At 61.4% G+C, this 15632-nt stretch carries 13 protein-coding genes and 1 pseudogene; 3 read left to right on the forward strand and 11 right to left on the reverse strand.

Going from position 1 to position 15632, the window contains the following annotated elements:
• Positions 1 to 87: 87 nt before the first annotated feature.
• The 8 genes from ACNI3K_RS00935 to ACNI3K_RS00970 form a co-directional block, all read right to left on the reverse strand.
• On the reverse strand, positions 88 to 1122 hold the full coding sequence (locus tag ACNI3K_RS00935) for a glycosyltransferase family 4 protein (protein ID WP_419389985.1): 1035 nt from the start codon (positions 1120 to 1122) through the stop codon (positions 88 to 90).
• Complete coding sequence (locus tag ACNI3K_RS00940; protein ID WP_419389986.1) at positions 1119 to 1988, reverse strand: glycosyltransferase family 2 protein; 870 nt, start codon at positions 1986 to 1988, stop codon at positions 1119 to 1121. The genes ACNI3K_RS00935 and ACNI3K_RS00940 overlap by 4 nt, the downstream gene beginning before the upstream one ends.
• On the reverse strand, positions 1985 to 3142 hold the full coding sequence (locus tag ACNI3K_RS00945; protein ID WP_419389987.1) for a glycosyltransferase family 4 protein: 1158 nt from the start codon (positions 3140 to 3142) through the stop codon (positions 1985 to 1987). Before ACNI3K_RS00945 ends, ACNI3K_RS00940 begins: the two co-directional genes overlap by 4 nt.
• Positions 3046 to 4146 (reverse strand): glycosyltransferase, encoded by a 1101-nt coding sequence (locus tag ACNI3K_RS00950; RefSeq protein WP_419391082.1) that lies wholly within the window; start codon positions 4144 to 4146, stop codon positions 3046 to 3048. Before ACNI3K_RS00950 ends, ACNI3K_RS00945 begins: the two co-directional genes overlap by 97 nt.
• Before the next feature lie 32 nt (positions 4147 to 4178).
• Positions 4179 to 5048: a glycosyltransferase gene (locus ACNI3K_RS00955; protein ID WP_419389988.1), complete on the reverse strand. Its 870-nt coding sequence runs from the start codon at positions 5046 to 5048 to the stop codon at positions 4179 to 4181.
• 293 nt (positions 5049 to 5341) lie between these two features.
• The gene (locus tag ACNI3K_RS00960; protein WP_419389989.1) at positions 5342 to 6730 is read right to left on the reverse strand and encodes an oligosaccharide flippase family protein; all 1389 of its coding nucleotides are present in this window, start codon (positions 6728 to 6730) and stop codon (positions 5342 to 5344) included.
• A gap of 285 nt (positions 6731 to 7015) precedes the next feature.
• Positions 7016 to 8182: a glycosyltransferase gene (locus tag ACNI3K_RS00965; protein WP_419389990.1), complete on the reverse strand. Its 1167-nt coding sequence runs from the start codon at positions 8180 to 8182 to the stop codon at positions 7016 to 7018.
• A gap of 116 nt (positions 8183 to 8298) precedes the next feature.
• Entirely contained in the window at positions 8299 to 9501 is a 1203-nt protein-coding gene (locus ACNI3K_RS00970; RefSeq protein ID WP_419389991.1) for a glycosyltransferase family 4 protein, read from the reverse strand.
• Between the two features lie 275 nt (positions 9502 to 9776).
• On the opposite strand from ACNI3K_RS00970, the pseudogene ACNI3K_RS00975 reads away from it, so the two are divergent.
• Positions 9777 to 10457, forward strand: a pseudogene (locus ACNI3K_RS00975) (helix-turn-helix domain-containing protein); the annotation flags it as partial.
• A 249-nt stretch (positions 10458 to 10706) separates the two neighbouring features.
• Here the strand turns inward: ACNI3K_RS00975 and ACNI3K_RS00980 are convergent.
• Positions 10707 to 12185 (reverse strand): sugar transferase, encoded by a 1479-nt coding sequence (locus ACNI3K_RS00980; RefSeq protein WP_419389992.1) that lies wholly within the window; start codon positions 12183 to 12185, stop codon positions 10707 to 10709.
• Between the two features lie 102 nt (positions 12186 to 12287).
• On the opposite strand from ACNI3K_RS00980, the gene ACNI3K_RS00985 reads away from it, so the two are divergent.
• Positions 12288 to 13664, forward strand: a complete 1377-nt coding sequence (locus ACNI3K_RS00985; RefSeq protein ID WP_419389993.1) for a tyrosine-protein kinase domain-containing protein — start codon at positions 12288 to 12290, stop codon at positions 13662 to 13664.
• Between the two features lie 59 nt (positions 13665 to 13723).
• Here the strand turns inward: ACNI3K_RS00985 and ACNI3K_RS00990 are convergent, their stop codons facing one another.
• Complete coding sequence (locus tag ACNI3K_RS00990; protein ID WP_419389994.1) at positions 13724 to 14248, reverse strand: hypothetical protein; 525 nt, start codon at positions 14246 to 14248, stop codon at positions 13724 to 13726.
• A 217-nt stretch (positions 14249 to 14465) separates the two neighbouring features.
• Between ACNI3K_RS00990 and ACNI3K_RS00995 the strand changes: the two genes are divergently transcribed.
• Positions 14466 to 15005 (forward strand): arsenate reductase/protein-tyrosine-phosphatase family protein, encoded by a 540-nt coding sequence (locus tag ACNI3K_RS00995; protein ID WP_419389995.1) that lies wholly within the window; start codon positions 14466 to 14468, stop codon positions 15003 to 15005.
• A 69-nt stretch (positions 15006 to 15074) separates the two neighbouring features.
• Here the strand turns inward: ACNI3K_RS00995 and ACNI3K_RS01000 are convergent, their stop codons facing one another.
• Complete coding sequence (locus ACNI3K_RS01000) at positions 15075 to 15629, reverse strand: LPXTG cell wall anchor domain-containing protein (RefSeq protein WP_419389996.1); 555 nt, start codon at positions 15627 to 15629, stop codon at positions 15075 to 15077.
• Positions 15630 to 15632: the final 3 nt, after the last annotated feature.

The raw sequence follows: 15632 nt of genomic DNA on the forward strand, positions 1-15632 counted from the left end.
CGGATCACTTGGCACGGTGGCTCCTCGCGTCAACTGAGCCGCAAAACAGCATAAGTTCCACGGGCACCACAGGCGACACCCTTAACGTCAACCACGAATCGCTCGAGTCGCTAACTCTCTCCAGGCGCTCCCAAACGAGTCGAGCGAATTCGAAGCCTCGACCAGCTCCCGACCGGCAGTCACAAGAGAGTCAAGTCGTGAGTCGCGCACCGTTTGCAGCGCTGCAGTGATTTCCTTCACCCTGGGTGGCACTAGTAGTTCCGAGTAGCCACCTACCCGGGCACCCAAGTCACGCGCCCACGCAGTCGGGGTCGTGATGAGCGGTACGCCGCATGCCAGCGCTTCGAGAATTACGAAACTGCAGGCCTCATAGCTCGTGGGAAAGAGGACGCAGTCCGCCGCAGAGTATGCCCAGGACAGTTCGTCCGGGCTGAGTAGTCCTAGATTAGTTGCACCCTCGACGGGGCGCGCGCCGGCTACCGCAAGCGTGAATCCCGCAGCCCTGGCTGCCTCAAGAGCCACCCCCGACCCCTTTCTCGGTTCAGCCCGACCCACAAACAGTGCCACCTTCTGGCCCTCTCGCAGTCCAAGCCGACGCCGCGCCTCGGCTTGGTCGCGGGGAGCGAACAGCCTCGTGTCGATACCGTTCTCGATCACGGCATCAACTTTGATCCGATAGAGCCTGTGAACCTCCTCAGCAGCTGAGCGGGACACTGCGACAGTCGTGACGGTTCTTCCCCCCAGCCACTCCGCGACCCCGCCGGACACACCGCTTCTAATCCTCTCCCTTCGTGGAAGTGCCTTATTGCGCCAAGCCGAAGTCGGTGAAGTGCCATGAAAGACGTGAATTCTAGGAATAGTCTTCGGTGACCCCCAGCCAAGCGTGCCGTTGCTGATTCCGAGGTCGAAGGTGCCTTCGCCGAACTCGCGTGTCGCATCCCGAGACTGACAAGCGTCTTTCAGCCCGAATCTCGCTGCACCCCTGGGAACGATTCGGCTTGGAGACAGACGTTCAATATCATGATCGCCTTCAAGCGCTTCCTCGAGATTCGATGAGAAACGCTCAACACCACCCATACGTGTGTCGGTTCCAGCTGCAATGATGGCTAGTCGCCGCCTCACGTCGACCTCCGCTTCAAAGATGACAGTTTTCCGCGAACGAGGCCCGCCAATCGGGCCATCACAAAATCCGCCTGTCCAAGAGGTACGGAAGCAATATATCCTTCTTCGCGAAGGAACGTCTCATGGCGGCGCAGAAAACGCCAGTTGTTCCGAAAAACCCAGCCCTCGTATGCTAAACGAGAGCGCCTTTGTCCGCCGCCCCATTGTTGAATCTGATACGAGAAGGTATGCGGCGTCAAAACACAGCGGTACCCAAGTTCAATAGCAGAGATGTACAGCGAAGTCTCTTCACGCCAGGCGTTCCCTCGATACCCCGGGTCATAGTTCACTCCCTCGAAGAAGCTCCGATTCACGAGTACAATGGCGGGCAAGAATGGTGTGTCCGTATCTGTCATTGGAAACGTGCTGGGATGAGTGTCGAGACCGATACGGTCTACCGCAAGGGACTGCAGTCTTTGCACATCAGCGTCGAGGCGTTCGGCGGAACTGTGCACCCATGGCGCTCCCGCGACAGAAGCGTCCATACGCTCGGCCACCTCAAGCAAGACCTTCGCGTAGTCAAGTGGCACTCGGACGTCGTCCTCGAGCATAAGAATCCAAGGAAAGCGGGCCACTGAAACCCCAGTTGCCCGGGCGGTGGGAGATCCGCAGTTTGTGGAGTGCTTGACTATCCGAAGCAGCGGATTGTCGACCCCAGCCAGATAGGCCTCTGTGTCGTCGCTAGAGCAATCGTCAACGACAATCAACTCACCTAGGTGCTCGATCTCCAAAAAACTGGAAAGATTCTCGCGAAGCGCGGCCGACCGGTTGAAAGTTGGCAGTACTGCGCTAACCTTCACCTCGCCATCGAGGGAGCGGGCATTCATGAACCGTATACTCCTTCGTAGGGGCCGAGCCCCTCAACGGGCTCCCGGATGCACCAGTCCTGTGTTGTTATCACGCGCATGATCCCTTCAGCCAAGGCTCGCGGGTTGGCCTGCGATGTCGTCACGGTTGCCAGTTCCGGCACTCCTCCTACAGGGTAGGCCACGGTCGGCGTTCCCACGGCATTCGCCAGGACGGCTACAGCGCTCTGGCTCGCTTGGGAGTAGGGAAGTACAACAACATCGGCGGCAGCAATAGCGCTTGCAATTTCCGAAGTTGTGAAATATTCGTTCATCCAGACCACTTCGACACCGGTTCGATTGGCAATCTCGCGGCAGTACTCAAGATGCCCCTTGTCTTCCCCCACGACCGCGAACTTGAAAGGCACGGTGATCAGCGGCGCCGCCAGTATCATCTGGTCAATTCCTTTGTCCGCGCGGATTTGTCCAGCCATAAGAATGATGACAGAAGAGGAGCCTTCCGAAAGTCGCGTTCTCCACTCGGCGATATCGTCCAGCGTCGTCTCCGGCATCCACATGACCAGCGGACAGACCACCGCTTCAACCCCCCAAGGCCTGACATGTTCAGCGTCAAAATTCGAGTAGCATACTGCGATATCGGTGCGGCGCATTGCCCATTGCAGTGTTCGCGCCTCCCAACGCCGACCAGCGCGAGAGAAAGTATTGTGTGGACTGAAGACGACACGCTCCGCCCGCAGTCTCAACAGCCACAGTGTCATCGCATAGAGCGGACTTTTAAAGAGTCCATGCAAATGCACTATGCGTCCCTTGGTTTCTGCACTCAGGTGAGGCAAGGTCAAGAAGAGATAACCGAAGACAATTTGGAAATAGCGAAGTGCTCGAGGTGTAGTGTCGCGATACCACTTCACGCAACCGCAGACGACGATGTCCCCAAATTCCAAAGGCTCACGGTCAGCGGAAGTATGTAGCACCGCTCGACCGCCGTCCTCAACTATAAGCCGGGCCACTTCAGCCGTGTGTTGGAATACCCCGCCCTGCCCCCCCGGTTCAACGAAGTGCACGGATATGGGTGCGGCGCTCATCTCGCGGCCAGCCAGACCGCGACCGGCGCAACCGACTCCCGCCATGTGGGCAGTAATTCGGCACTCTTGCTGGCTGTATCCTCGCGGCTCCATCTGGCCGCTGTGTCATGAAGCGTGTCCACCAGTGCCGAAGAAAAGGCCATGGCGTCTTCGGCCGTGATACACAGATCACGCGTCTCAGGGGGTACAGATCGCGCGGAGAACGGCGTCGCCAATACGACTCGAGCCCGGGACAACGCTTCTATGACCTTTAGCTGTTGTCCCCCTCCCGAGTTGACGGGCGCGACGACAACTGCCGCTGAATCTAGTAGCGCGCGCGTATCGTCAACCTCGCCGAGCACTGTCACTCCAGGCATAGACGCCGCGTAGGCATACGCGGCCGCGGTGCCCCTTCCCGCGATGACGAGCCTAGCCCCTGGATCCTTCGCGATAACTTGGGGCCAAACATGACGGAGTAGCCACCTGCCACCGTCCAAGTTCGGCGCATAGTCGCCACTAGCCAAGTACACAGCAGGTCCTCGGCGGGGCGATCGTACAAGAGCGGAGGCGCGAGCGGTTCCATTGGGCACAGTTATCACTTCGGCCCCCCACCCCTTGAGTTCTGCATTGTCGGCGTCGCTCAATGCTAAACAAAGCGAGGCCCGGCGCGCGGTCTCGGGCTCCCATCGGCGCGCTTTAAAATACTCGAAGTGTGCTGATGCGCGGTTGTGCAAGCGCCCGCGTCGCGCGAACGTGGAGAGTCGTTGGGTTTCTAGATTCTGGAAGTCGACGATTACTGGCACGTCCGTAGGGCCAGCCATTGCGGCTAAGTAGCTGTGTGTGTAGAGGATCGCGCGGGGCTTGAACTCCTCGGTTATGGACCTGATTTGATCTCGCCCCTGGGCGCCAAGGGTGGCGTGACCTATCCGCGGTAGTGGGCTCAAGAACCCTCGAGCCATAGCGCGTCTGCTGTTTGGGTCTCCCAATGAACGCACGGCTACCGGTGCGCCCGTCATCACCTGGCCCCGAGGAAGGGCTACCACAGTGTGGAACTGTCCTGACAATGCCTCGATAAGACCTGCCATGCGAACTTGCCCTCCCTGGCGGGCGGGCCACATGGGTTCCAATGCGACGACTAGGAGGTCAATCACTACAGTCTCCTTTGCTTTGCGAGCTCGTCAAGCAGGGCGAGGGCCTCATCGCATCGCGACTCCCAAGAGTGCCCGGAGGCGTACTCGACACGCGCGAAGCGCGCGCGATCTGAATTGAGATCGGCACTAAGAACGCGATCCAAGGCAGTGATCATCGTGGCGGCCGAGTCCGCAAACTCAACATGTTCGACCTCGCCAACGATGCTCGGCAGCGGCGTGGATACGACCGCAAGCCCAGCCGCCAGGTATTCAAACACCTTCATGGGGAACACCGAAGAGGTGTAGTTATTGATGCGATATGGAATAAGGCCGACATCGAAGTTCTGTAGGACGTCGGGCAACTCTTGATGCGAAACCATCCCGGGAAGATGAACGTTGACAGGCCAATGCACCTTGTGCAACCCCGACTGTTGGAGACCAAACCCGACTGGTCCAACCAAAACGAAGTCCCAATCAGGTCTTAGCTTTGCCATGTCAACTACTAGTTGAGTGTCGACCTTGTGTTCCTGAATCGCGCCAACGAAGCCGATCTGAGGACGGTCTGTCAGTGGCCTGTTTCGCCTGACGAGAGGCAGGAACTGGGCTACGTCCGCGGGGTTCGGCCAGTAAATCGCCTTTCGGGCCCCAAGCCGATGGAGGTGCTCCAGCAGAGGCCGTGACGACGCAATGCACACGTCGGCGATCGCCACTAGTTCTGTCTCGCGAGCGAGAAAGTGCTCGGCATCAACGCCCGGGTATGCGGCGAGATCGTCCACGCAGTGGTACACGATTCCGGAAAAACGCTCAGCTTCATAGACGTCCACGGCAGTAGGCGTGTAGGTCCACAGCACTGGCTTGCTCAGGTGGTAGCGCAGGGCGTTTCGGCGCATTCGCGCTCGAAGGAGGCGCTTGTTCAGCCGTCGCGCCGCCGGCCACGGAAGAGCAAGGGGGGAGTCGCGGAACAGATGCGGCCGCAGTCTTGTAGCCCAGGGCCGCCAGCCTGCTAGGCGCTTCCCGATCCGTCTCAAGTCGCGTTTCGACGTACTGGGAGCCCTAAGGCCTAGAGAGTCGACGTACAGGACCCGCACTCCCGCGTCTGACAGGCGGGACATCAGGTGCTGCTTGTTCGTCCAGAGCTCTGCGCCCCAATCAGCCGTGGAAAGGCAGACAACATCTCGAGTCACTACCACTCCAATTTCCGCCGGCTCATGACTGACTTGACGTCAGCCCAGCGCACAGCCTTGAAGCCCAGCGCCGCAACGGCGTAGACGCAACCGGGCACAATAATCAACACGCCCAGAGGTGCACCCCCGAGCACCAACAGGACACCCGCCATGCACACAGTCGCCACAATCGAGCCGAGCCATGCGGACCAGGGAAGCGGTAATCGCTCACGCCGTGTCAGGACCAACAGCAACGTACCCGCAACAGCGAACTCGGTGGCCACAGTGGTCCACGCCGCCGCCACAGCACCGTAGCCCGGGATTAGCAGAATGTTCGCCACGATATTGAAGACAGCTGCGGTCGCCGCTGTAATTGCATACAGTTTCGTCTTGCCGCTCGCGAGAGCCAAGCCTACGGCGACATAACCAAATGAGATAGCAGGAAACCCCAACATTAAGATCGCCAAGAGGGGCCCGGCATCTACGTACGTTTCCCCATACACCAAGCGAACGAGCCTAGGCGCGAGAAGGGCGCCCCCAACCGCGACGGGCAGTGACATGGCCATAGTTACGGTCGACGCCAGTCGGAATAGCCGAGCCCTCTTCTCTGCGCCTAGTTGGACGCCGGTTCGCCAAGTCGCAGACAAAAGGGGAAGAACAACTAGCAGAAGTGCACCCGGGAGAAACTGCAGCACGTCGAGAACGCGGTAGGCCGCAGAGTAGTCGGCGTTAGCTATGGGCCCCTTGAGCTGGTAGAGGATTACACCGTCGATGCGATAGTACGCAGTGACAAAAAAGCCGCCTACAGCTATTGGCCATGCAACTGTGGCGAGCTGTCGTAGCCTCGCCACCGACCCGACGAATGTTGGGCGAGTATAAGAGCGAAGTGACAGCCAAGTGGCAGCCGCCTGGATCGATGCAGAACCCAGAAACCCCCACGCGTATCCGACGAGTGGGGCGTGTAGGGCCGCCAACACGAGCACAAAAGTCGTCCATAGTAGGCTCTGGAGTAACAGCAGACCGTTGACTCGCCCAAGTTTCAGCCGGGCTTGAGCTATGGCCAGCCACGAAGACACAGGACTAAGAAGAAGCGTGGCAGCAACGAGCGGTCCCACCACCTTCATCTGGGGAGACCCATCGATCGCGAGGGCGACAGCGCCGACGAGCAAAGCGCCAACAAATCCTGTCACGGCTCGCGCTGAAATAAGCGAACCGAGAATTTCACGATCCGATTCGGGTTCGACTGAAAGTTGGCGGATTGCGGTGTTTGTGAGGCCCAGATCACTGACGGCCGTTGCCATCGCCACTAGCGAGAGCACAAGTGCCAATCGTCCGAAGTCGGCGTGGCTCAACCCTCTGGCTAGTGTCGCAGCGACTGCAATTCCACTGGCAACGCCTAAGATTCGCACGCCGCCATTCCCGAAAACTGCACCCAACAATCTTCGGGGGCTAGCTCCTTGGCCGTCAGACGGTCTGTTCGCCATCACGCCCAAAGCCGCCCCCTCAATCCACGTTCAGACATGACGAACCTGAAGCGCCTTCCCGTAAGTAGGTGGGCGCGTGCAGACTGGCTAGTGTACCGCCGCTGCCGCAGCGTCAAGTCAATGCTCGTCACGGAGCAGGCGCCTCACACCAGGAGTGAAAAATGTCGTGTCGCAAGAACCCTACGGCGCCCCTTCGTGACGCGCGACAGTTCACGGCAGCCATGCACTCACTTGAATATCAAAGACGTGCTGATCAAAGTGCTGGGCGCGCTGACTGATGTCGGAACGATTCAGCGTCACCACCGTGTCGAACGCCTGACGTATAGAGCCTGGGCTGAAGTGATCTACGAGCGCACCGCTCACGCCGTCAACGACCGTCTCGGACGCTCCGCCCACCGTACGCGCAATCACTGGAGTACTGCTCGCCATGGCCTCAACAGGCATGATTCCGAAGTCTTCGATCGCCGGAAAAACAAAAGCTTCCGCCGCCCGATAGAGCATCGACAAGAGTTCATGTGAGGGCTGGTGCACGAACCTGACATCCACTGCCCGAGAACTTGCCATCGCGCGTAGTTGCGACTCCTGTGGACCTGCTCCGGCGAGCACCACGGGAATGCCCAGGGCCGCCCCGGCTTCGACTACCAAATCAAGGCGCTTGTAAGCAACGAACCGGGAGGCCCCGAGAATGAATTCTGACGGCAGCGACTCCAACACGGCGAGATCTTCACCACTAAGGTTCTCCGGCGCAGAGGCGAACCGCCCGACGTCGACTGGCGGGTAGATTACCGTCGCGTCGACATCCCACGCGCGTCGAATGCGCTCGCGCACGAAGTTGCTAATTCCTGCCACGGCTTTCGCCTCCTGGGCGCGAGCCCGGTCGAGTGGCTGCAAGACTTTGGATGCAAGGCGCGTAACTGGTGATTTGCCCCGAGGATCAAGATTGGGCTCCCATACGTACCGTGCTGGCGTGTACGCATATACATACTTGTCGGCATCTCGGGCCTTTCCGGAAAACCTCGCGTGGTGTGCGAACAGGTGAGAACTGCACACCATCCAGTCGATATCGCTCTGCCCAAGTGTCCTCCAAACCGAGAGCATTGCGGGCAATGCAAGTACCTTATGGTGTCGCAGCGGGGTACGTGCCAGCCAAGTCTCATGGACGCGGCCTTGTTCATAGCGCCCGGGCGCACCATTCCAGAGAGCGTGAATATTTGCGCTCGGGTACAGACCGGCAAGCCGATCGACTACATTTTCGGCTCCACCGAATGGTTCGAGCCACTCATGGATGATTGCTCCGCGAGTCACGTGTCGTCTAATTCCTTCCCGAAGCTCGCCGCGATGCGCCCAACTAAAGGTTGCGCTCCTGGCGAAAATCATCTCGCACGGCGGCAATACAGTCGCTATCGCCGCGGCAATTGTGTGGCGCAGTCATCCCGAGTGAAGCAGACAAGGGCGATTCCACATCGCTCTTACAGCTCTGTAGGCGGCACCGCTCATCCAGCGGCAGAAACGACGCGCCTGAAAGCCGCAAAGTGCCTATCGCGCCACTGCACAATGTCGTGATCGAGTGCCCAGTCTATGGCACGACCTCGCGCTCCGACGTCTGCGCGTAGCGCCTCGATCGCGTGCCTCCATTCTTCCGGAGCGTCGGTATCGGGAGACTTTCCACCGGCGCGCCGAACAACGTCGGCAACCGCGCCGACGGGCGCGCCGACGGTAGGGATGCCACGCGCCGCTGCTTCGAGCAAAGTGTTGTTCGGTAGCCCTTCACTCAAACCGCGAGTCGTCATGAGAAACACGTCGGCCGCGCGGTAAACGACATCAGGATCGCGGTATCCGAGGAAGTGGACATTGTTCATAGTTTCAGCGCGAGACCGCACAGCACTCGCTTCCGAACCCGTTCCTGCAACCAGCAGGTGACCGTGCCACCCCTGTGCAATATCTAGTGCAAGCATGGGCCTCTTGTCTGGGTCGACTCGCCCTACCCAGGCAGCCACAAGGGCGTCCTCTTTCAGCCCCAATTCCGAGCGCGCGGCGCGGCGGGTTGCGTCATCTGTGGGCCGGTGCTGTGACGTGTCTATGGCGTTCTCTATCGTGACTATCTGCGTGCTCTCCCCGACAAGTGCTCGAACGTGCGCTGCAACGTCGTCGGATACGCAAACAATAGCTGCGGCATGTTGAGCGGCCCGCCTGTATGCGACTCCGAGAACCGCACGCATTTCTGGGGTGCCAACTCCGTGCTCCGTCCAAACCACTGGAGCCGTTCGCGCGAGCGACTTCGTGAACGCGATCTGCTCACGCTTGAACTGGAGATGGAAAACATCAGCACGATAGTCCGCCACTGACTTCTCAACCGCCATGCGCTCCTCACGGACCCTTAGTAGACCCTTCGCCAGGGTCCGACGTCCCCACTTTGGCCCAAGGTCGATTGCAGTGGCGCGCTGGCCAGCGTCGTCCCAATGAGGAATGTGACCAAAGAGTCGTACCGCTGTGTCCGCGGGGAGGCTGGTCCGGTCGTAGAGCAGCCGGAGGTAATTCTCAGCACCGCCGGCGACTTGTGACTGTACGACGCAAGCGATTCGCAATGGCGGTTCACGAACTTCGTTGTCCAACGTGGGCACCTTCTTCTGTTTGCCTGGCAGAAACTGGTTTTCCAACAAATGTGATCGAGTAAGCGTCGACTCATTCGATAGCATTATTGCGCATCAGACCCACTACCGTTGGGCCGCCCCCGTTGTTTGGTCCGGACGGTGTGTGAGCCGTGGCGTTCCACTTCGTTGGTGCAGTGGCGAGCATAGTCGAGGGGCGCGAGGTAGCTGTTGCGTCTCATAAGCGTGGTGACAGCGGGGCCGTGAGGGAGAGATGGGCCCTGGCGGCAGGATGGAAGTACCACTACATCTGCCTGCTGGAAGGACCTATCCCTCATCACCCACGCTAAGCCCCGCGCGCGCCGGAGGGCCGGTATCGCCCAATTCAGTGCTGCCAGCATCGTCCCGTCGCTCACGTCGCCGCGGAAGCCGGGGTGTCGCGGGCGTGCCTGTCGAAGCGGAAGTCCCGATTCGAGCGCGAGGGTGAACAGGGACTTCAGGACCGCTGCAGCGCACCGTTCGAACGTCCCGCGGTCACGGAGTCCGAGGTGGTGGACATGATCGAGGCGTGGCGGCGTGAGCACTACTGGACGGCCAGAGCGATCCGGCGCGAACTGGTCGCTCACGGCCATACGATCTCGTTGGCTACCGTCGGCGGGTGGCTCAAACGTCTCAGGATCTCCCGGTTTCGCCACCTGGACCCGGATGGATGAACCAACTGGGTCGTGGGCACCATCACGGCCCGGTTCGCGGGCCACACGGTCCACTTGGACGTGAAGAAGGTCGGACGGATCCCCGACAGTGGTGGACACCGCGCCCACGGGCGCAGCAGCGCCCAGCATCGTGCTTCGGATCGGGCCAAGACAAGCGGCGCCAAGGGCAGCTACGTCTTTCTGCACTCGATGATCGACGACTACTTCCACCTGGCCTACGCTGAACCCCTCGAAGACGAGAAGGCCGCCACCACCATCGGCTTCTGCTCACGAGCTCGCGCGTTCCTCAAGGCTCACGGCATCGACAGGTTCGTGCGCGTCGTTACCGCCAACGGCGCCAACTACCGGGCCGCGGTTGCGGGCCACCCTGAGCACGTCCTCCCTGAACTCCTTCGGCAACGCTTTCGGCATGAGGAACATCCTTCCAGCAGCAACCTCAGTCACCGCAAGTCAGGAATCACCTCAACCCTCAGCAGTCCCCGGCGTGGTGCATGAGGGGTCGGTCCTTCCAGCAGACGGATGTAGTGGTACTTCCATCCTGGCCCAGGGGCTATCCCTCCCTCGCGGCCATGCCGTCCCTAACCTCATGAGAACCAACAGCTAGTACGCCCCTCGCTTGGCGAAGACTGCCAAGAAGGTGCGGAACATGATGACCAGATCCCCGCCGAGGCTCCAGTTCTCTGTGTAGTAGAGGTCGAGCAGCACAGCCTGATCCCATGGAAGGTCGGAACGACCGCTCACCTGCCACAGACCTGTGATGCCGGGCTTCACCAATTGGCGACGACCCACTCGCTCATCCCACTGCTCGATCTCACGCGGCAAGGGCGGCCTCGGCCCCACCATCGACATCTGTCCCTTGAGAACATTGATCAGTTGAGGCAACTCGTCGAGCGAAAATCTGCGCAAGTACCTGCCGGGTCCGGTGACGCGTGGGTCGTTCCTCATCTTGAACAGGGCTCCATCGCTCTCGTTCGTCTCTAGCAAGTCCTCAAGACGCTCCTCCGCGTCCACGTGCATGGACCGGAACTTCAGCATGGCGAACGGATGCATGTTCTGTCCCACGCGCTGTTGTCGGAACAGCACAGGCCCGGGGGAACTCAGCCTGACGACGACAGCGATCACCGCCATCGGCAGCGCTGAGATGAGCAGGAGGGCTGCGGCGATCGTGCGGTCGAACAACGCCTTGACCCAGTACTTGAGGCCGGAGAAGGTGGGCGTCTCGACATACATGAGGGGAAGACCCTCGACCGGGCTCATTTGCACCCGAGGCCCCGCAACGTCTACGAGTGAAGGCGCGACGATCAGGCCAATCTCTGTGCCCTCGAGCGACCATCCGAGCCGGCGCGATTCAGCCAAAGACATAGCGTCGTTGCCGGCGAGCAGGATGAGTTCAGCGCCAACCGCGCGAGCTTGGTCGACTGCGTTGTCGAGTTGGCCCACGTAGGGCACCCCCAACACCTCGTCAAGCCCTTGCAGACTCAACCCCGGCGGCGTCGCAACTCCCACGACATGTAGACCCGCACGACGCGCTCGATTGAGCCGCCGCACCATCTGCTCGACGGTGCGGACCGGCCCCACCACCAGCACCTGTGCCTGCAACTCACCGCTGTCACGCTGCGCGTGAACCCAGTGGCGCCAGGCAGCCCGATAGAGCACAAGAGTCGCGGTGCCGACTGGGATTGCGAATAGCAGATAACCGCGGCTGATTTGCCATTGCGTCAAGAATCCCACAATGGCGACGATCGCAAAGGTCAGCCACGAGGCGTTTATCACTCGTTGGAATTCTTGCGGCCCGTGACCCAAAATCCGCGCCTCGCGCGATCGCGCCCAGCCAAGCTGGAGTATCCACAGTACTGCTATCGCAAGTGAGACAAGCCAGTAGGTGGGGGCCGACGTACCTGAGACAGGAGCAACAGGATCCCAACCGAACCGCACTGCGTGGGCCAGTACCATTACTACCGCAACGACGAATGCGTCCGTGAGGAATAGGCGCCGCTCGTATTTGAGCGACCAGCCGTCTTTGCCCCCCATGCGCTCTGAGGACGCCTCATCACGAATAGAAGCGCGTGCGAATATCACACCGCACACACTAGCGAGCGTGCGGAGGTTCTCACTACCTAGGCCCGCGCACGTGACAGAATGGGCCAGCGCCTGAGAGCCAGGCGCGGACGGGACAATCACGTGGAACTGCAGGACTACCTGCTCATTCTGAGGAAGAACTGGTGGCTGATTCTGCTTGCAGCCATCGTGGGCTCAGCGGCGGCAGTGGCATATAGCGTCACCGCCACACCCTCCTACACAGCCTCGGCCAAAGTGTTCGTCTCCACCTCTGGTGGAGACAGCGTCTCCGAGCTTCAGCAGGGCAACACGTTTACGCAACAGCGCGTCACCACCTACGCGCAACTGGTGAAGACCGCGGCGGTACTGCAGCCCACAATCGAGGCCCTGGGAATCGACACATCCGTCGAGAGCCTGCGTGAAGCCGTCTCGGCAACTGCGCCCCTCAACACCACGGTCCTGGACATCACGGTCACCAACGCGGATCCTGTGTTCGCGGCTAGCCTCGCAACAGCAACAGCGAACGCACTCATCGAAGTGGTGGAGGACATCGAGACCACCGAGGCGAATACCGAGTCACCCGTGAGCCTGTCGGTAGTCCAGGAGGCCGAGGTGCCGTCACAGCCCACGAGCCCACGGCTCAGCTTGAACGTAGCGTTGGGACTCTTGCTAGGCATTGCTATTGGCGTCGGTTTCGCACTTCTGCGCAACGCCCTCGACACGCGCGTGCGAGGCGAGCGCGAAGTAGAGCTGATCACGGACAAGCCCGTCATAGGCGGCATTGTCTTCGACCCTAAGGCCAAAGAACGCCCGCTGGTGCTCCACTCGGAGCCCCGCAGTCCGCTCGCCGAGTCCTTCCGCACCCTGCGCACCAACCTGCAGTTCCTCGATGCAGGCAAGCGGCACAGGAGTTTTGTAGTCACGAGCTCGCTGCCGGGCGAGGGCAAGAGCACCACTGCGGCCAACCTCGCGATTGCCCTCTCGGACGCCGGTGCGCGCGTGCTTCTCGTGGGTGCCGACCTGCGCCGGCCCAAGACGGCGCAATACATGGGCATCGAGGGTGGAGTAGGCCTCACTGACGTGCTGGTGGGCCGAGCGCAACTGGCCGATGCCACCCAGCAGTGGGGGCGGACTAGCCTCTACCTCTTGCCGGCGGGCACCATTCCTCCGAACCCCTCCGAGCTGCTCGGATCCACGACCATGGCGGATCTCATTGAGCGCCTGCGCGGCGAATACGACGTAGTGCTCTACGACTCTCCCCCGCTGCTTCCGGTGACAGACGCCGCGGTGCTCGCACGCCTGGTGGGCGGGAGCCTGCTGGTGGTCGCCACCGGCCGCACGCGCCGTCCTCAACTCGAGGCCGCGGTTGACGCACTCGAAAACGTCGAGGCTCCCGTGTCGGGAGTCGTGCTCACCATGCTCACCACGAAGGGCCCTGACGCTTACGGGTACGGCCGCTACGGCTACACCTACGAGGAGCCGTCAACTAGGAAGAAGTAGCTCAACGCGAAATGCCCCCCGCCGAGGCGAGGGGCATTTCTGTCAGTTGATTGAGCGGCTCAGACGCTCTGATTCGAGCGGCGTCGCACGGCGAATGCCGCGGCGCCTCCGCCGACCACAACCAGCGCGCCGGCACCAACCAGCAGACCCATGTTGTCGAAGCCGGTGGCGGCGAGGCCATCCTCGGTTCCGGCGCCCACCCCATCGCCGGTGTCGCCGCCCTCTGCGACGACGACGGTAGCGGTGTCAGTCGCCACGCCGTTGACGATGAGCGAGAGGCCCACCGTGCCCTGGTCGCTCGGCGGGGTCACGGTCCAAGAGACCGATCCGCCGTCCACGACCTTGACCTGGGACGTCACCGTGCCGGCGATCGAGGCGTCCTCGCCTGCAGTGGTCGCCTGAAGCTGGTGCTCGTCGCCATCCGCGCCCGTGCTCGTGCAGGCGAACGAGTCGCCGGGAGCGGTCTGGCTCGTGGCGCACGTCAGTTCGGCCTCAGGTGCCGGATAGGTGGCCATTGCGGCCGTGGGTGCTGCTAGCGAGAGTCCGGCGATAGCGCCGATCGCCAAGGTTCGTCGAATGATCATGTGTCCCTCCAAGGAAGTGGCTACCCTGTCTAGGCTCCAAGATGCATGGTAACTCGCACAATGGCGAGCATCAGCCCGAATGCGCAATATGTGATCTACCCCACAGGGCTCGCCGACTCATCGGCTGCATTCGGTCCGCGAACCCACAGGTACCGTGGTGCCACGCGGGCTCCGAGGCCCGCTCGACTAACCACCAACGCAACTGCGAGGAACACCCATGACGACGGTCCTCACCGTGTGTACGGGCAACATCTGCCGCTCCCCCGCCGTGGAGGCGCTGCTGAGGCACCACCTAGGCGATATTGCCGACTTCTCCAGCGCGGGCACCCACGCCATGACCGACACCGGTATTCCCGCCCAGATGCTGATGGGCCTGGACGCCGCCGGAATCGACGCCCGCGCCCACCGTTCCCGCCAGCTCACTGAGTCATTAGCGCGCGAGGCGGACCTCATCATCGCCATGACGGCGGAGCACCGCACGCGCATAGTGCAAGAGGTGCCCTCTGTGCTGCGCCGCACGTTCCTGTTGGACGAGCTCGCGAAGGCTGCGCGGGAACAGGCGCCTCTGGAAGGCGACAGCCCCGCCGAACGGCTGCGCAACATCCCCGATGCGATTCAGGGCTTCCGGCCCGAGCTCAGCGCGTTCCAGATCGAGGACGTTCCCGACCCGTACCGTCGCAGCCAGGACGATTACGACCGTGCTTACGCCATGATCGAGGCCGCGGTGCGTGACATCAGCGCGTGGGTGCGGGGCTGACCGGCCCCTCGAGACTAAAAAGTAGGCCGGGCGGTGAACCGCCCGGCCTACTTTTGTTAACGGTGTGAGTTAGACGGAAACCGTCTCGCGCGACTGCAGGTTGTTCGAGCCGGCCTTGCGACGGGCACCGATTGCCAGTGCGGCTGCGCCGGCGACCAGGAGGCCACCCGCTGCGACCGCAAGGCCCATGTTGTCTGCGCCTGTGGCGGCGAGCGAGTCGCCGTCAGCGGTGGTGCCGCCGCCAACTGCGCTGTCTCCGTCGGTGATCGTCACCGTCGAGGAGTCCACGACTTCGCCGTCGAGCGCGGCCGTGATGGTCACTTCGCCGCTCACACCCTCAGGCAGGGTCACGGTGAAATTTGCCGCGTTGTTCTCGATGAGCTTGGTGAGGGACACAGTGCCTGCGATCGAGGCATCAGCACCATCGGTGGTGATGGACAACGTCGCGTCCGAACCGTTAGGACCCGAGATGGTCACGTTGAAGGAAGCACCGGCCTCGACAACGGAGGTCTCCAACTGGAGGGAGTCCTCGGGAGCCGGGTAGGTGGCGTTGGCGCCGGTAGCGGTGCCGAGTGCCAGGACGGCGGCGGTGGCCGCTCCGGCCAGAAGTGCGCGAACTCTCATGAG

Origin of the sequence: Demequina ureilytica, from assembly GCF_048553575.1 — a bacterium.
GTDB lineage: Bacteria > Actinomycetota > Actinomycetes > Actinomycetales > Demequinaceae > Demequina.